Origin of the sequence: Prosthecodimorpha hirschii (assembly GCF_001305515.1) — a bacterium.
Taxonomy (GTDB): Bacteria; Pseudomonadota; Alphaproteobacteria; order Rhizobiales; family Ancalomicrobiaceae; genus Prosthecodimorpha; species Prosthecodimorpha hirschii.
In genome coordinates, this window is record NZ_LJYW01000001.1 from 5,610,101 (window position 1) to 5,625,647 (window position 15,547).

11 protein-coding genes and 1 pseudogene are annotated in these 15,547 nt (G+C 70.0%); all 12 read right to left on the bottom strand.

The genetic code is table 11. The features are described 5' to 3' along the window. A pseudogene (locus ABB55_RS31040) lies at positions 1-279 on the bottom strand (IS110 family transposase); the annotation flags it as partial. A 1,144-nt stretch (positions 280-1,423) separates the two neighbouring features. Beyond that, complete coding sequence (locus ABB55_RS24650; RefSeq protein WP_054361187.1) at positions 1,424-2,239, bottom strand: phosphate/phosphite/phosphonate ABC transporter substrate-binding protein; 816 nt, start codon at positions 2,237-2,239, stop codon at positions 1,424-1,426. Next, positions 2,236-3,237 (bottom strand): ornithine cyclodeaminase family protein, encoded by a 1,002-nt coding sequence (locus ABB55_RS24655; protein ID WP_054362282.1) that lies wholly within the window; start codon positions 3,235-3,237, stop codon positions 2,236-2,238. The genes ABB55_RS24650 and ABB55_RS24655 overlap by 4 nt, the downstream gene beginning before the upstream one ends. Before the next feature lie 39 nt (positions 3,238-3,276). Then, on the bottom strand, positions 3,277-4,299 hold the full coding sequence (locus tag ABB55_RS24660) for an oligopeptide/dipeptide ABC transporter ATP-binding protein (protein WP_054361188.1): 1,023 nt from the start codon (positions 4,297-4,299) through the stop codon (positions 3,277-3,279). Continuing rightward, positions 4,296-5,276 (bottom strand): ABC transporter ATP-binding protein, encoded by a 981-nt coding sequence (locus ABB55_RS24665; RefSeq protein WP_054361189.1) that lies wholly within the window; start codon positions 5,274-5,276, stop codon positions 4,296-4,298. Before ABB55_RS24665 ends, ABB55_RS24660 begins: the two co-directional genes overlap by 4 nt. 1 nt (position 5,277) lies before the next feature. Further along, entirely contained in the window at positions 5,278-6,132 is an 855-nt protein-coding gene (locus tag ABB55_RS24670) for an ABC transporter permease (RefSeq protein ID WP_054361190.1), read from the bottom strand. Further along, positions 6,129-7,115 (bottom strand): ABC transporter permease, encoded by a 987-nt coding sequence (locus ABB55_RS24675; protein ID WP_244472118.1) that lies wholly within the window; start codon positions 7,113-7,115, stop codon positions 6,129-6,131. Before ABB55_RS24675 ends, ABB55_RS24670 begins: the two co-directional genes overlap by 4 nt. An 11-nt stretch (positions 7,116-7,126) precedes the next feature. Next, entirely contained in the window at positions 7,127-8,680 is a 1,554-nt protein-coding gene (locus tag ABB55_RS24680) for an ABC transporter substrate-binding protein (protein WP_054361191.1), read from the bottom strand. A 199-nt stretch (positions 8,681-8,879) separates the two neighbouring features. Next, positions 8,880-10,403, bottom strand: a complete 1,524-nt coding sequence (locus ABB55_RS24685; RefSeq protein WP_054361192.1) for an HAL/PAL/TAL family ammonia-lyase — start codon at positions 10,401-10,403, stop codon at positions 8,880-8,882. Then, the gene (locus tag ABB55_RS24690; RefSeq protein WP_054361193.1) at positions 10,400-11,983 is read right to left on the bottom strand and encodes a trimethylamine methyltransferase family protein; all 1,584 of its coding nucleotides are present in this window, start codon (positions 11,981-11,983) and stop codon (positions 10,400-10,402) included. The genes ABB55_RS24685 and ABB55_RS24690 overlap by 4 nt, the downstream gene beginning before the upstream one ends. Next, positions 11,980-14,397 (bottom strand): GcvT family protein, encoded by a 2,418-nt coding sequence (locus ABB55_RS24695; RefSeq protein WP_054361194.1) that lies wholly within the window; start codon positions 14,395-14,397, stop codon positions 11,980-11,982. The genes ABB55_RS24690 and ABB55_RS24695 overlap by 4 nt, the downstream gene beginning before the upstream one ends. 327 nt (positions 14,398-14,724) lie before the next feature. Then, positions 14,725-15,471 carry a GntR family transcriptional regulator gene (locus tag ABB55_RS24700; RefSeq protein ID WP_054361195.1) on the bottom strand — a complete coding sequence of 249 codons (747 nt, stop codon included), beginning with the start codon at positions 15,469-15,471 and terminating at the stop codon, positions 14,725-14,727. Positions 15,472-15,547: the final 76 nt, after the last annotated feature.

Below are 15,547 nucleotides of genomic sequence, written 5' to 3' on the forward strand. Positions count from 1 at the left end.
GTCGATGGCGTCGTTCTTGTTGCGCTTGACGTAGGGCTTCACATAGGCCGCCGGCACCAGTCGGACCTCGTGACCGAGCGCCGCGATCCGGCGTGCCCAGTGGTGAGCCGAACCGCAGGCCTCCATCACCACCAGGCATGGCGGCAGCTGCGCCAGGAACCCGATGAACTGCGCCCGCTTCACCTGCCGCCGCAGCAGCGCCCGATCCGCCGCGTCGACACCGTGCATCTGGAAAACCAGCTTGGCCAAGTCGACCCCAATTCTGATAATCTCGCTCATGGATGGCTCCTATCCATCGTGTCCGTTGCAAGACACACTCTGGCACTCAGATGCCGCAGGAGGGAGCCATCCACATCAACATTCCCGGCCGAAGCGAAGCGCAGAGCCGGGACCCACTCTGCTGGCCACGTGCCGCAAGATTCTGTTTTTCATGGGCATTCCGACGCGGTTGCGATGCGAGTAGGCCCCGGATCGGCGGCGCTCGCGCGCCTTGTCCGGGGATGCGCCGTCAGATCGGGGCGGGGATCGATAGGCTGCGGGATCGAGGCGGGGCTCGATGCGCCGTGCGATGGGGACGGGGATCGGTGCGCGATGAGATGGATTGTGGGGGGATCGGTGTCCGGGGCGATGCTCATCGTTCCGGGGACGATGCGCGGCCTTCGACAGGGGGATCGACAATCCCCCAACCGCATTCCCGGCCGCAGCGAAGCGGAGAGCCGGGACCCACTCTGCTGCCAACATGCCGCAAGATTTTGTTTCGATTGACGATCTTGATGCCGTCGCGGGGCGAGTAGGCCCCGGATCGGCGGCCCTTCGGGCCTTGTCCGGGGATCCGCGGAGAGATCTTGGCGTGCCCAGGGATCTGGCAGCCGACGCACCCTCTCGCGCCGCATTCCCGCCCGGAGCCGCAGGCGGTCCGCGCACCAAGATCCAGAGATGGACGTCCAATCTCTCAGCGCATTCCCGGCCGGAGCGAAGCGGAGAGCCGGGCCCCACTCTGCTGCCAACATGCCGCAAGATTTTGTTTCGATTGACGATCTTGATGCCGTCGCGGGGCGAGTAGGCCCCGGATCGGCGGCCCTTCGGGCCTTGTCCGGGGATCCGCGGAGAGATCTTGGCGTGCCCAGGGATCTGGCAGCCGACGCACCCTCTCGCGCCGCATTCCCGCCCGGAGCCGCAGGCGGTCCGCGCACCGAGATCCAGAGATGGGCGCCCAATCTCTCAGCGTATTCCCGGCCGGAGCGAAGCGGTGAGCCGGGACCCACTCTGCTGGCGACTCGCCGCAAGATTTTGTTTTTTATGGGAATTCCGATGCCGCTGCGGGGCGAGTAGGCCCCGGATCGGCGGCGCTCGCGCGCCTTGTCCGGGGATGCGAACGGGAGGATCGGGATTGGCAAACAGGACGGCTCAATGACCGTGCGGTTCAGGCCGGGAACGGGTAGCCGGCGGCATGGGCGGCGCGGTCCCAGGCGAGTGTGGTGGCGAAATCGGCTTGGGTGACGGGGGCGAAGCCGGTCAGGCGCAGGGTGGCGGCGGGGGCGGGGAACCAGGGGCGGGTGGCGGCGGCCGCGAAGGCGTGCTTCAGGCTCTCGACGGCCTCAGTCGGCAGGGACAGGGCGGCGACGAAGGCCGGGATCGGGGCGAGATCGGTCGATGCAAGCACGCGGATGCCGGCGGTCAGGTCCGGGCGGTGGTGGGCGATCAGGTCGTGCCAATAGGCGTCGAGCGGGCCGATGTCGATGGTGCCGTCGAGCACGCTGTCGAGGATGCGCCGCGCGGTGACCAGATTGCCGGCCATGCTGCCATAAAGCGCCGGCCGGTCCGGGCTGCGGTAGCCGAGCAGATGGTGGCGGAAGGCGTTGAAGCCGGAATGCGAATGCTCGACGGTCCAGCCGGCGCGCCCGCCGAAGGTGTCCTCCAGCGTGCGGTAGGGCGCGTCGCGGCGCACGATCAGATCGGAGCGGTAGACCGGCCGGCCGCCGGCCCAGGGCGCGGCCGGAATGGGTGCGGCGATCGGCACCACGTCGGCGAGGCCGAGCGCGATCGGGTAGCCGCACATCTGCACCGCGCCGAGATCGCCGCGCCGCCACAATACCTCGAGCGGCTGCGGCGCCGGGTAGGCGAGATAGTCGAAATCGAGCCCGGCCTCGGCGACGATCGCCTCGATCAGCGCGCGCCAGGCTGCTTCAGCCTCGGGCGTCACCGCATACATGCGGGCATTGGCGATGAAGCGGCTCATGCGAAGCGCAACCGCTGGCCGATGCCGAGCCGTTCGCCCTTGGCCAGCATGGCATGGCCGAGAGCGATGTCGGACAGCGACAGGCCGCGATGCCAGAACAGGATGGTCTCGTCGTCGCGCTCGCGGCCGGGCTTCAGGCCGGCGACGATCTGGCCGAGTTCGGCATGCAGCGTCGCCTCCGACAGCCGGCCGGTCTCGACATGGGCGCGCAGCGAGCCGAACTTGCCGCCCTTGCACTGGCCCCAGTCGTCGACGACGAGCTTGGACATGATGTCAGTCAGCGACAGTTCGACCGCGCTCATCGTGCCGTAGGGCACCACGAAGGCGCCGGGCTTGATCCAGTCGGTCTTCAGGAGCGGCTGCGGCGCATCCAGGCGCGAGGCCTCGACGACGATGTCGGCGCCGGCGACGCAGGAGCGCCAGTCCTCGGTCGCCACCACCGGCTTGCCGAGGTCGGCCGCCAGCTTGGCGGCGAAGCCGTCGCGGCTCTCCGGGCGGCGCGAATGGACGCGGATCTCGTCGAAGTCGAACAGGCTGTCGAGCAGGCGTACGTTCCAATAGGCGGTGCCGCGCGCGCCGATATGGCCGAGCACCTTGGAGCCCTTGCGGGCGAGATATTTCGCCCCGATCGCCGTGACCGCGCCGGTGCGCATGTCGGTGATGCCGGAGGCATCGAGGATCGCCTTGGGGCGGCCGTCGAAGCGGTCGAACAGGGTCAGCACGGCCAGCTCGGAGGGCAGGGATTTCTTGTAGTTGTCGACGAAATCGCCGACCACCTTGACGCCGGCGGCATCGATCGACCCGCCGAGCGAGCCGCGCAGCACGTTGAAATGGCCGTTCGCCACGCCCGGTTCGAGATGCACGCGCGGCTCGATCACGGCCTCGCCGCGGCCTTGGGCGGCGAGTGCCGTCTCGATCGCGGCCAGAATTTCGGCATCCGTCATGGCCAGCGCGGCCACGTCGAGGCGGTTCAGGTAGCTGATATAGATCGGCGGCATGGCGTCCGGGGCGGACATCGCGGAAATCTCCTGGGACTGTCAGGGCGTGGCGGCGGCGGCCGTGGCGGCGTCTGCCGCCACCAGCAGGGCGTCCGCGGCGGCCGTCGGGGCGAGCGAGAAGGGGAAATGGCAGCGCACGCGGCGGCCTGGGCCGACCTCGCGCTCGGCCGGCACGTCGACGGCGCAGCGGGGCTGCGCGACCGGGCAGCGGGTGTGGAAGCGGCAGCCCGACGGCAGATCGACCACGCTCGGAATCTCGCCGCCGAGCACGATCGGCCGGCGCCGGCGCTTCGGATCGATGGCCGGATTGGTCGAGACCAGCGCGGCGGCGTAAGGATGGGCCGGGCGATCGAACAGGTCGCGGGTCGGCGCCGTCTCGACGATCTGGCCGAGATACATCACCGCGGTGCGGTCGGTGACGCGGCGGATGACGTTGAGATTGTGGCTGACCAGCAGATAGGTCAGGCCGAGGTCGCGGCGCAGATCCATCAGGAGATTGAGCAATTCGCCCTGCACCGAGACGTCGAGCCCGGCGGTCGGCTCGTCGGCGACGATCAGGTCCGGCTCGACCATCAGCGCCCGCGCGACGCCGACGCGGCGGGCCTGGCCGCCGGAGATCTGGTGCGGGAACTTGGTGACGATGTCGCGCGGCAGGCCGAGCCGGGCGAGGAGCCCGTCCAGCCGCCGGCGGGCGGCCTCGCGCGGCAGGCCGTGGATGGCGATCGGCTCCTCCAGCGTCCGCCCGATGGTCAGGCGCGGCGACAGCGAGGCGACCGCATCCTGCAGCAGCATCTGCACGCGGCGGCGGAAGCCGAGCGGATCGGCCGCCATGGTCTCGATCAGCGGCGCCCCGCCGATCCGGATCCAGCCGGTCGTCAACGGCGTCAGGCCGATCAGCGTCCGGCACAGCGTCGTCTTGCCGGAGCCGGATTCACCGACGAGGCCGAGGACCTCGCCGCGGGCGATGGTCAGGTCGACATGGTCGAGCGCATGCACACGGCCGCCGAAGACGACCGAGACATCCTCGAAACTGACCAGCGGGGGCGCGGCCGGATCGGTCATGGCAGCTCCTCGAAGCGAAGGCAGGCCGCGCGCCGGCCGTCGCCGGACGTGCGGAGTTCGGGAACCTCCGATCTGCAGGTCTCGACGGCATGGGCGCAGCGCGGCGCGAAGATGCAGCCGGTCATCGGTCGCACCGGGTCCGGCACCTCGCCGGGGATCGACAGGAGCCGGCCGCCGGGCGCGTCGTCCTCGTCGATCTCGCAGGCGATCAGCGCGCGGGTATAGGGATGGCGAGGGTCGGTCAGCACCGCATCGACCGGGCCGGTCTCCACGACGGTGCCACCATACATTACCGCCACGTCGTCGCAGAGCTGCGCGACGAGGCCGAGATGGTGCGAGATGAACACGATCGAGCCGGACACCTCGCGCCTGAGCGCGGCGAGCAGTTCGACGATCTGCGCCTCCACGGTGGCGTCGAGCGCGGTGGTGGGTTCGTCGGCGAGCAGCAGGTCGGGCCGCATCAGGAGCGCCATGGCGATCATGACGCGCTGGCGCATGCCGCCGGAGAGCTGGTGCGGATAGGCGGCGATGCGGGCCTCCGGATCGGCGATGCCGACCTTGACCAGCATGGCGGTCGCCTCGGAGAGCGCGGCCGCCCGGGAGAGGCCGGGATCGCGGTGCCGGAGCACGTCGACGAGGTGGGTGCCGATGGTGAAGAGCGGGTTCAGCGCCGTCATCGGATCCTGGAAGATCATGGCGATGCGGCGCCCGCGCAGGCGCGCGAAGGCGGTCGGGTCGAGGCCGACCAGGTTCTGGCCGTCGAAGCGGATCTCGCCGGAGATGGCGCTGGTGTTGGCCGGGGTCAGCCCGATCAGGCAGGCGGCGAGGCTCGATTTGCCGGAGCCGGATTCGCCGACCAGGCCGAGAATGCGGCCGCGGCCGATCTCCAGGTCGATGCCGCGCAGGATCGCGGCGCGGCCGCGGGCGGTGCCGGCTTCGAGCTTCAGGTTGCGGATGGCGACGAGCGGTTCGGCCATGTCAGCGCTCCCGGCCGATGCGCGGATCGACGGCGTCGCGCAGCGCCTCGCCGAACAGGGTGAAGCCGAGCGTCGCCAGCGCCAGCGCCAGGCTGGAGACGACGACCGGGATCCAGCTGTCCGACAGGAACTGGTAGCCGTCCTGGATCAGGGTGCCCCAGCTGGCGAGCGGCGGGCGGACGCCCAGGCCGAGGAAGGACAGCCCGGCCTCGATGGTGATGACCACGGGGATGTCCATCGAGGCGAGCACGACCAGCGGACCCATGATGTTGGGCAGGAGATGGACGAAGACGATGCGCGCGCCCGACGCGCCGAGGATGCGCTCGGCTTCGAGGAACGGCGCGTTCTTCAGCGTCAGCACCTGCGCGCGGGCGACCCGGCCGAAATGCGGCGTCATGGTCAGGGCCACGATGGCGACGACGACCCCGGTCGAGGGGCCGAACACGGCCACGATGGCGAGCGCCAGCACGAGGCTCGGGAAGGCGGCAATCACGTCGAACAGGATCAGGATCACCCGCTCGCCGCGGTCCGACAGATAGGCGGCCAGGATGCCGAGCACGGTCCCGGCAGCGAGCGCCAGCGCGATCGCCGACAGGGCCACGCTCATCGCGATGGTCGCGCCGTGGATCAGGCGGGAGAAGAGATCGCGGCCGAGATGGTCGGTGCCGAGCCAATGGGCGGCGGAGGGCGGCGCGAAGCGGTTCATCACGTCGAGCGCGTCGGGATCGTGGGTCGCGATCACCGGGGCGAACAGCGCGGCGAGGATGACCAGGACGAAGATCGTGAAGCCGACCGCGCCGGTGATCGAGCCGGTCGCGCGGCGCAGGGTGGCCAGGATGGCGGCGAGGGTGTTCATGCGCCTGCCCCCTGGCCGGAGCTGCGCCGGATGCGCGGATCGATCGCCGAATAGGACAGGTCGACGATCAGATTGACGACCACGAACAGCACCACCACGACCAGCACCGCGCCCTGCACGACCGGGAAATTGCGTTCCGAAACCGCCTCGTAGACCAGCCGGCCGAGCCCCGGCCGGGCGAACACGATCTCGACCAGCACGGCGCCGCCGAGCAGCCGGCCGATGCCGAGGCCGAGGATGGCGATGGTCGGGATGCAGGCATTCTTCAGCGCGTATTTGTAGGTGATCAGCCGCTCCGACAGGCCATAGGCGCGGGCGGTGCGGATATAGGGTTCGCCGAGCACTTCCAGCATCGAGGATCGGACCAGACGGGCGATGAAGCCGATCCAGCCGGCGGCGAGCGCCAGCGTCGGCAGGATCATGCGCCGGGCCTCGTCGAGGAACTCGCCCGACCGGCTGGTGCCGAGCACCGGCAGCCAGTCGAGCCAGATGGCGAAGATCAGGAGCAGGAAGATCGCGATGACGAAGCTCGGCACCGCGATGAAGGCGACCGAGACGAAGGCCAGGATGGTGTCGCTCGCCGAGCCGCGATGGGTCGCGGCGTGGATGCCGAGCGGCACGCCGATCAGGACGGAGAGCCCGATCGCCGAGAAGGTCAGGATGACCGTGTAGGGCAGGACGGAGGCGACGAGCTGCACCACCGGCTTGCCCGAGATCACGTCGACGCCGAGATTGCCGGTCAGCACGGCGCCGAAGAAGCGCCAGAGCCGGACATGCAGGGGCTGGTCGAGCCCCATCTCGGCGATGAAGCGCTTCGCCAGCTCGGGCGAGGCCTGCGGCCCGAGCAGCGACTTGGCGGGATCGCCCGGCACGAGCGCGGTCAGGGCGAACAGCAAGACCATCGCCCCGAACACGATCAGGACGGTGGTCAAGAGGCGGCTCGCCACATAGCCGAGCCGCTCGTCCTTGAAGAGCCGGGTCACCGCCGCGGCCGTCAGGCGCCGAGACCCCAGCTGTCATACTGCCAGTCGAGCCAGCCCGGCACGCCGGCCGGCTTCAGCCAGCTGCGATGCACCAGCACGTTGACCTCGTTGGTCAGCCAGACGAAGGCAGCCGACTGGTCCATCAGCTGCTGCGCCTTGACGACCATCTCGCCGCGCTTGGCCGGATCGAGCTCGACCGCGGCGGCCGCGAACAGCGCGTCGTAGTCCTTGTTCTGCCAGCGCTGCCAGTTCCAGGTGCCGGTCTGGCCGGACACGAACCACTGCATGATGAAGTTCGGGTCATGCTTGCCGTTGAAGCGCAGCAGGAACAGGTCGAGATTCTTGCCGCTGTCGCCGTTGCCGGCATTCCAGTAGGTGCCGCCTTCCTGCGCGTCGACCTCGATGGTCACGCCGATCTCGGCGAGCAGGGCCCGGGCGACCAGGGCCATGTTCTGGTAGGCCGGCTGGTTGAGGATGGTCAGCTTCAGCTTCAGTCCGGAGACGCCGGCCTCGGCGAGCAGCTTCTTGGCCTCGGCGACGTTGCGCTTGTAGACCGGGGCTTCCTTCCAGTGACCGAAGATCTGCGGCGGCAGCAGCGTGTTGAGCCGCGGCGCCTTGCCGTTGTAGCCGGCGGCCAGCATCTGATCGACATCGAGGCCGAGGCGGATCGCCTGGCGCACCTTCAGATCGGCGAGCGGGCCCTTCTCGACATTCATGCCGAGCCAGACATAGGCGATCGATGGCTGCTCGGAGACGGTCAGGCCGGCGACCGACTTCAGCGGCTCGGCGACGGCCGGGGCCAGGATGGCGAAGTCGATCTCGCCGGAGCGCAGCGCCAGATCGGTGGTGCGCGGATCGGAGATGAAGCGGATCGCGATTTCCTGCAGCGCGGGGGCCGGGCCCTTGTAGGCGGGGTTGCGGGTCAGGGTCGCGCCGCGCTGGCGCTCGATGGCGGTCAGCCGGTAGGGGCCGGTGCCGACCGGCTTGGTCGCATAGTCGGCGCCGAGCTTCTCGACCGCCGCCTTGGAGACGATGCAGCCGGATACGTCGCCGATCACGGTGGTGAAGATGTTGGCGCGCGGCTTCTCCAGCACGATCTTGCCGGTGTACTTGCCGGTCACCTCGACCGCCTTGAGGCCGCCCCAGTCGGCCTTGTAGGGGCTCTCCTTCTGGCCCTCCTTGGGCGGCAGGCCCATGCGCTCGAAGGAGAACTTCACGTCCTCGGCGGTCATCTCGCCGTAGCCGTCGGTGAACATCAGGCCGGGCTTCAGCGTGAAGCCGATCTCGGTCGGCGAGAGCTGGTCGATCTTCTCGGCGGCGTCGAGTTCGAGCTCGGCCGAATTGACCTTCTGCTTCATCAGCCGCTGATAGACCACGCGGCAGACATTGGCGTCCCACGGGCCGGTCCGGTAGGCCGGGTCGAGATTGGCCAGATCGCGGTCGATGCGGACCGTGATCTTGTCGCGCGGGCCCTGCTGGGCGAGCGCCGGGCCACCCCACGCCGCCGTCAGGGCGGCGGTGGCGGTCCCGGCGAGGAACGTGCGTCGATCGATCGTGATGGACATCGCGCTGTCTCCTGTGTCGTGCCGCCGAAGGGCGGTGGGCGTCGGAAGCTTGGCGCCGGGGGCCCGCCTGCTGCCGCCACCCGGAAGGGGGGCTTGGCAGGCACGGGGCCCGGCGCCGGATGAGATAGGGGCCGGCGTCACAAGGACGACGGGCCGATATGCGAATTCCGCCGGCGCGGCGCGAACCGCGCGCGGGTTCTCAGGCGCCTGACGGCACCAGCCGTCCGACGCGCTCGGCAATGGCCGCGGCGATGGCCGGCTCGGCGAGGCGGCGGCAGACCGCCATCACGTCCGGACCGGTTTCCCGGTCCTGTTCCAGCCGCGGCACCACCGACCGGATGACGCCATGCAGCGCGGCGGCGGCGGGCGACAGGCCGTAGTCGGTGCGCAGATCGGCGGCCTGGGCGGCGACGGTCGCCTCCACGGCGACCAGAAGCCGGAAGGCCTCCATCTGGCGGGCGAGCTTGCGGAAGGCGAGCAGCGTCATCGGCGCCACGTCTTCGACCGTGTCGGAGACCGGCATGGCGCCGAGGCTGGCCGGGGCCGCGCCGAGCCGGATTTCGGCCTCCAGCGCCGCGGTCGTCTTCTGCATCGGCACGAAGCCGGCCGAGGGACCGCCGACGGGCGAGAGATACTTCGGCAGTCCCGACAGGGTCGGGTTCATCAGCTTGACGACCCGCATCGCCCCGGCGGCGGCCAGATGCGACAGCGCTATGGTGATGGCGTCGACCGCCAGCGCGATCGAGGGCGTATGGAAATTCGGGCTCGACAGCATCTCGCCGGCCTCGGTCAGGACGAGCGGACTGTCGACCTCGCCGTTGAGCTCGATCTCCAGTTCGCGGACCGCATGCGCATAGGCGTCGAGCGCAGAACCGACGATCGGGGCCAGGCAGCGGTAGGAGAGGGCATCCTGCACCGTGCGCGGCGCCGCGACCAGCGGGCTGCCGTCGAGCAGGGCGCGATAGAGAGCGGCGGCGTGCGTCTGGCCGGCGGCCGGACGCGCGGCATGGATGCGCGCGTCGAAGATGCGCGGATTGGCGCCATAGGCCTCGAAAGCCAGGGCGGAGACGGCGATCGCGGTGGCGAGGAGGCGGCCGAGTTCGGCCAGCGTCACCACGCCGAAGCCGACCATCGGGGTCGAGGCGTTGCAGAGCGCGATGCCGTCCTTCGGCTCCAGCGCGATCGGCGTCAGCCCGGCGCGCGCCAGTGCCACCGCCGCCGGCAACCGCTCGCCCCGATAGTAGGCCTCGCCCCGGCCGATCAGCGCCGCGCCCAGATGGGCGGCAATGCCGAGGTCGCCGGCGCCGATCGAGCCGATTTCGGGGATGGCGGGCGAGACGCCGGCGTTGAAGAGGGCGGTCATCTGCTCGATCACGCCGAGCGACAGCCCGGCCCCGCCCTTGGTCGCGCCGGCGATCCGTGCCAGCAGCCCGGCCCGGCAGATCGGCTCCGGCAGGAAGTTGCCGAGGCCGACATTGCGGCCGACGACCAGCTGCGCCTGGAAGTCCGGAATGGCATCGCGGTCGATGCGGAAGCCGATATTGCCGCCGAGGCCGGTGTTGAGGCCGTAGACCGGAACGGTGCCGGCCGCATAGGTATCGACGACCTGTCGGGCCGCTTCGATCCGGGCGCGTGCGGCGTCGGAAATCGCGAGCGGTGCCGATCCGGCGACCAGGCGCTCGACATCGGCGAGGGTGAGCGGCGCGTCGCCGATCCCGGTCATGCGGCAGTCCTTTCAAGCTCTTCGCGCCGGCGCGCCACATAGGCGGCGAGCGCTTCGCGGATGGCGGGATCGAGCGGCGGCGCGACCCATTCGTCGCGGGCGCGCTTCCAGATGTCGGTGGCCCTGACGGTCGCGTCGCGGGCGCCGGCATCGCGCCAGTTCTCGTAGTTCGACCAGTCCGACAGAAGCGGACGGTAGAAGGCGGTCTCGTAGCGGGCGAGCGTATGGGCGGCGCCGAAGAAGTGGCCGCCGGCCGGCACGCCCGCGATGGCGTCGACGGCGAGCTCGTCGTCCGAGAAGGCGAGCGGCTTCAGGATCTCGGCCCAGCCGCGCAGCATCTCGGCATCGACGATGATCTTCTCCATCGAGGCGGCCAGGCCGCCTTCCAGCCAGCCGGCCGCATGGTTGATCAGGTGGCTGTGGCTGAGGATGGCGGCCTGCAGCGAGAAGAAGGTCTCGTAGGTCGACTGCGCATCGACCGCCGGGGAGGCGTTGACCGCGCTGGTGCGCACCGGCAGCCGGAGGCGGCGGCCGAGCTGCGCGGTGGCGAGGCAGGCGCGGACATATTCGGGCGTGCCGAAGGCCGGCGAGCCGGTGCGCATGTCGACATTGGAGGTGAAGCCGCCGAGCACCGTCGGCGCGCCGGGGCGGACCAGCTGGCAGAGCGCGACGACGGCCAGCTGCTCGGCCGTCTGCTGCACGAGCGCACCGGCCAGCGTCACCGGCGCCATGGCGCCCATCAGCGTGAACGGCGTGATCACGACGCATTGGCCGGCGGCGGCCAGGGTCATGATCGAGGCCAGGATCTCCTCGTCGACCCGGCGCGGCGAGTTGACGTTGGTCACCGTCATCAGGGTCGGGCGAAGGGCGAGGTCGTCGATCGAGCAGCCATGCTCGATGGCCGACATGGCGAGCGCATCCTCGGCCTGCGGCCGGCCGACGCCGCGCGCGGCCCAGACGATGTCGGAACATTCGACATGGGCGAGGTAGCAGTCGAGATGCCGGCTCGGGACCGGCCGGTCGGTCGGTTCGACCACGATGCCGCCCTGCCAGTGCAGGATGCCGAGCCGATGCGTGATCTTCAGGATGTCGCGGAAGGCGGCGATGTCGCCGTAGCGCCGGCCGCCCTCGCGGTCGGTGATGTTCGGCGCGCCGTTGACCGGGCCGAAATTGACCGTGTTGCCGCCGACATGCAGGTGGCGGGCGGGATCGCGGGCATGCAGCACGAATTCGGCCGGCGCATGGGCGAGCGCGGCTTCGACGATGTCGCGGCCGAGGCGGACGATCTGGGTCTCGTCGTCGACCAGGGCGCCGGCCCGGGCGTAGATGGTCCGCGCCTCCGGGCTGCGGATCTCGAGGCCGGTCTCGGCAAGCACCCGGTAGGCGCCGTCGAGGACACGCTCGATCTGCTCGGCCGACAGGATGTCGAGCGGCGCCCACGGCACGCGCAGACGCGGGATCGGGGTGAAATCCGGTGCGCCCGCCGATCGCGTCGCCCGGCCGCCACGATCGCGCCGGCGGCCCGACGGGGCGGCGGTTTCGCTCGGGGCCGGCTGCCCGTCGCCCGAAGTCACGCTCATGACCGGAGCCTCGCGCCCTCGGGATCGTAGAGCGGCCGCGCCGTGATCACCGCGGGACATTCGACGCCCAGGATGTCGATGGCGAAGGTCTCGCCGTCTCGGGCGAGCGCCGTCGGCACATAGCCCATCGCCAGGCTGCAGCCGACCGCATGGCCCCAGCCGCCCGACGTGACATGGCCGACCGGCCTGCCGTCCTTGAGCACCACCTCGTAGCCGACCACGTCCGCATGCGGGGCATCCACCTTGAACGTGACGAAGCGCCGCTTCGGCCCTGTCTCGCGCTCGGCCAGGACGGCGGCGCGGCCGGTGAAATCGACGGTCTTGGCGAAATCGACGAAGGCGTCGAGGCCCGTCTCGGCGGCAGTGTAGTCGGGACGGAAGTCCTTGTTGAAGGAACCGTAGTTCTTTTCCAGCCGAAGCGAGGAAACGGCGCGGCCGCCATAGAGCCGAAGTCCGAAATCCTGTCCCGCCGCGGTCAGGTCGTCGTAGAGCTGCGGCAGGTAGTCGGGCGTCACCCAGATCTCGTAGCCGAGTTCGCCGGTGAAGCCGCAGCGCTGGATGATGGCCGGCGACAGGCCGACCGGGGCCTCGCGCACTCCGAACAGGCGGAAGCCCTCCGCCGACACGTCGAAATCGGCGAGCGCGCCGAGCACGTCGCGCGCCTTCGGGCCCGACAGCGCAAAGCCGGCATAGCTCGACGAGGCGGCCCGGACGAACACGTCGTCGGGCGGGGTCTGGCCGGCGAACCAGCGCATGTGGAAGCGCTCGGCGAAGCCGGAGCCGACGATCAGGTAGCGGTCCTCGGCGAGGCACGCGATGGTCAGGTCGCCGATGATGCGCCCGCGCGGGCTGAGCATCGGGGCGAGCGCCATGCGGCCGGGGCGGGGGATGCGGCAGGCGAAGACGCGGTCCAGGAAGGCGCGCGCGCCGCGGCCGGTGACTTCGTACTTGCCGTAATTGGTGATCTCGGTCAGGCCGACCGCGCTGCGCACGGCGCGGCATTCGTCGCCGACCGGCCCGAAGGCCTCCGAGCGCCGGTAGGTCGGAGTCTCGGTCTTGGCGACGCCTTCGGGGGCGAACCAGAGCGGGGATTCCAGGCCGAAATTGTTGCCCCAGACCGCGCCGGCGGCGTCGAGCGCGCCGTAGACCGGCGAGCGGCGCAGCGGGCGGGCGGCCGGCATCTCCTCGTTCGGATAGGTCAGGCGGAAGCGGCGGCGGTAGTTCTCCTGCACCTTGATCGAGGTGTAGCGCGGCGTCGCGAAGTGGCCGTAGCGGGCGACATCCATGGCCAGCACGTCCTGGCCGGGATCGCCCTCGGCCATCCAGCGCGACAGCACCAGCCCGATGCCGCCGCCCTGGCTGAAGCCGGCCATGACCGCGCAGGCGCACCAGAAGCCGGGCAGGCCCTCGACCGGGCCGACCAGCGGGTTGCCGTCGGGCGAGAAGGTGAAGGGGCCGTTGACCACCTTCTTGATGCCGACTTCGGCCAGAGCCGGGAAGTGACGGAAGCCGCGTTCCAGTTCCGGGGCGATCCGTTCGAGATCGTCGGGCAGCAGGCGGCCGTGGAAATCGTCGGGCGTCACCTTCGGCGCCCAGACCTTGCAGGCCTGCTCGTAGGTGCCGAGCAGCACGCCTTCGCCTTCCTGGCGCAGATAGATCTCGCCGGTGAAGTCGGAGGTGTTGATGATCTCGCGCGGCAGGCCCTTCAGTGCCGGCACCGGCTCGGTGACGACATAGATGTGCTCCATCGCCAGGACCGGCAGTTCGAGCCCGACCAGCCGGCCGACCTCGCGCGCCCAAAGGCCGCCGGCATTGACGACATGCTCGGCGTTGATGGTGCCCTTGTCGGTGACCACGTCCCAGGTCCGGTCGGGCCGCTGGACGAGGGCCTCGACCTTGGTGAAGCGCTGAACCTCGGCGCCAAGCTGGCGCGCGGCGGTGACATAGGCCTGCGTCACCAGCCAGGGATCGACATAGCCGCCGTCCTCGCGCCAGAGCGCGCCCGTGAAATGGCGCTCGTCGATCAGCACGTTGCGCGCCTTGGCGTCGGCGACCGAGATCATCTCGGTGTCCATGCCGAGCGTGCGGGCGCGCGAATGGATCAGCTTGAGGAAATCCATCTGCCCGTCGGAGGCCGCGAGATAGATGCCCCCGTTGTGATGGATGCCGCAGGACTGGCCGGTCACCTGCTCGAGCTCGCGATAGAGATCGAAGGTGTATTTCTGCAGCTTGGAGACGTTCGCGTCGGAATTCAGCGTGGTGACGCCGCCGGCTGCATGCCAGGTCGAGCCCGAGGTCAGCTCGTTCTTCTCCAGAAGCACGACGTCGGTCCAGCCGATCTTGGCCAGATGATAGAGCACGGAGACGCCGACCACGCCGCCCCCGATCACGACCGCACGGGCATGGCTTCTCATCGGGCGTCCATCCGCGGGCCGGAGGGCGCGCGCCGCGGCGAAAACGGCGGTTTCGGGCAGGCGATCGGCAGCGGCATGGCGCTCTCTTCCGATGGACGACCCGCCGAGCGTGAGGCGTGCGTGTGGCCCGCGCAACGCTTGAATGATCATCGCCGGTGACGAAGCGCAGCAGGCCGTCCGGTGCGCTCGCCCCTGTCGACCAGGATCGACGGAGATGCCGGGGCTTAGCCCATGATGGCATATCCGCCAGCCGGTCTGGTCAAATCGGGGGCTGCCCACAATTTGCGCAAACGAGGGCGGCCGGGATACCGCAATGATGGAAGGCGTTTAGCCGGCGCCGCCCTTTTCGAGCCGGCCGAAGATGCGCGAGAGGTCGGTGTCGCGCTCCGGGGGATCGAAATAGAGCCGGTCTTCGACATTGCCGAGATGTTCGAGCATCAGCCGCGCCGCCGTATCGGCGTCGCGGCGCTGCAGAGCGGCCAGGATGGCGCTGTGTTCCTCATGCGAGCAGCTCGGCTTGCCCTGGCGCTCGTAGGTGGCGATGACCAGGGCCTCGCGGGTGATCAGATCGCGCAGGATGCGGGCCAGGATGGTGTTGCCGGCGATCTCGGCCAGGAGCGTGTGGAACTCGCCGGAGAGCCAGACCATCGCGGTCTGATCGCCCGCCTGCCGGGCGGCGCACTCGGCGTCGATATTGGCTTCGAGGCGCGCCAGGTCGGCCGGCGTGACGCGGGCGGCGGCGAGCCGGACGATCGCCTCCTCCACCGCGCGGCGGGCGATGAAATTGTCATGCGCCTCCTTCGGCGTCGGCCGGGCGACCGAGGCGCCGCGGTTCGGCTCCAGCGTGACGACGCCGGCATAGGCGAGCCGCGTCAGCACGTTGCGGATGCGCGTGCGACTGACATTGAAGATGCGGCGCAGTTCCTCCTCGCGCAGGCGCGTGCCGGGGGCGAGGTCCTGCCGGGCGACGGCGTGATGGATCTGCTCGTAGATCGCGTCCTCGGGCAGCCCGCGATCGTCGCCGGCCTCCGCGGCAGAATCCGGCGCAAGGGCGGCGGACCGGGGTTTGGACATCGCAGGTTTCCTGACTGTGTTCGAGCAGCGGTGCCGCCGAAGCCTTCGATTGTCAACGGTTGCGCGCCCTCCGTCG